The organism is Streptomyces sp. UNOC14_S4, from assembly GCF_020740835.1.
Lineage (GTDB): Bacteria > Actinomycetota > Actinomycetes > Streptomycetales > Streptomycetaceae > Streptomyces.
Genome location: NZ_JAINFC010000858.1, coordinates 1 through 1,775, shown reverse-complemented (window position 1 = coordinate 1,775; position 1,775 = coordinate 1). Strand labels below are relative to the sequence as shown.

Sequence of the window (1,775 nt, the reverse complement as noted above, 5' to 3'; positions counted from 1 at the left end):
CCCTGGGGACAGCCCCACCACCGGTCCGGGTGACCGCCCCATGGTGCCGGGACGCGACGGGGAACAGGCTGTTCGCAGCACGTCAGGCCGCTGATTCCCCCTGCCTTCGTGAATCCGCTCCCCGAACTCCCCCGAGGTCCGTATGCCCGCCCGAAACCGTACGCCCCGCGCCGCCGCGCTGCTCCTCACCGCCGTCGCCCTGACGGCCTCCGCCGTCGGCACCGGCACCACGGCCGCCGCCCGCGGCACCGGAGCGCCCCTGCGGGACGGCACGTGGCGGATGGACGGCTACGGCACGGTCCTCACCGTGGAGGATGGGGGCCGTCGGCTCCGCTCGTACGAGACGACGTCGGTGAGCTGTCTGCCGGGCGGCCTGGAGGCCACCCGTACGGGCACCACGGGCCCCTTCCACCAGGATGGCGAGGCACCCGTCACCGTGACCCCGAAGGGCCGGGACCGGGCGGAGCTCGCGTTCGCCGACGCCGTGGGCCACCGGACGCTGCGCCGCGTCGCCGCGCTGCCCGCGAACTGCCGTCCCGCCACCCGGCCGGATCCGGGCGCGGACCCCCGGCAGGTCTTCGACACCTTCTGGCAGACGTACGCCGAGAACTACCCGTTCTTCGCCGCCCGGCACATCGACTGGAACGCCGTCCGGGACCGCTACCGGCCCCAGGTCACGGAGCGGACGAGCCCGGAGAAGCTGTTCTCGGTCCTCTCCGACATGATCCGCCCCCTCCACGACGGGCACACCGGCCTCGTCGACCTCGAACACCCCGAGGGCTACTTCAGCGGCATCCGCGAGGACACCGTCCTCCCCGACGACAAGGAGCGCGCCCGCATCGACCGGGCCGTCGCGGAGGAGGTCGACGCGGCCGGTGCCGCGCGCACCGGCGTCAAGCGGACCTGGGCGGACGGAAGGATCACCTACGCCGAGCTGCCCGGGCGGATCGGCTTCCTCCGCATCACCGCGTTCACGCAGTACGCCAAGGGGAACGACTACGAGGCCGACCAGGCCACGCTCCACAAGGCGCTCGACGAGGTCTTCACCACCGCCCGCACGAGCGGACCGGACGCCCTGCGCGGCCTCGTCCTCGACCTGCGGCTCAACGGCGGCGGCTCCGACCGCCTGGCCCTGGACGTCGCCGAGCGGCTCACGGCACGGCCGTACACCGCCTACCTCAAGCACGCGCGGGACGACGCCCGCGACCCGCGGCGCTTCACCCCCTCCGAGCCGGTTCCGGTACGGCCGCACGCGGGACCGGTCTTCACCGGCCCGCTGGCCGTGCTCACCGGACGGCTCACCATGAGCGCGGGCGAAACCCTCACCCAGGCCCTCCTGGGCCGCGGCCCCGCCCCCTCCGTCATCGGCGAGAACACCCAGGGCCTCTTCTCCGACCGCCTCGAACGCACCCTCCCCAACGGCTGGCGCTTCTGGCTCCCGAACGAGGAGTACGTGAGCGCGACGGACCACCGCACGACGTACGACGGCGCGGGGATCCCCCCAGGGATCCCCGTCTCCCCTGACGCGGCCCTGCCGCAGGCCTTGCGCGTCCTGCGCGACTGACGCCGGGGCTCCGCCCCGGACCCCGTGGTCGGTTGCGGCCCGGTGGTCCGGTTGTGCCCACCCGTTCCGCCGTGCGGAACGCCTGCCCACAACCGGGGGGCGTGCCCCTTTAGGGGCGCGGGGAACTGCGCGACCAGCCACAACGGACGCGCAGCCGCCTACCCAGCTCACGAGGCACCCCCATAGGCGCCCCACCCCTCAGTGAGGAGCC

The 1,775-nt window shown here is 74.1% G+C and carries 1 protein-coding gene; it reads left to right on the top strand.

What is annotated here, in order from left to right:
- Positions 1–142 precede the first annotated feature (142 nt).
- Complete coding sequence (locus K6I34_RS36505) at positions 143–1,564, top strand: S41 family peptidase (RefSeq protein ID WP_229332321.1); 1,422 nt, start codon at positions 143–145, stop codon at positions 1,562–1,564.
- Positions 1,565–1,775 lie beyond the last annotated feature (211 nt).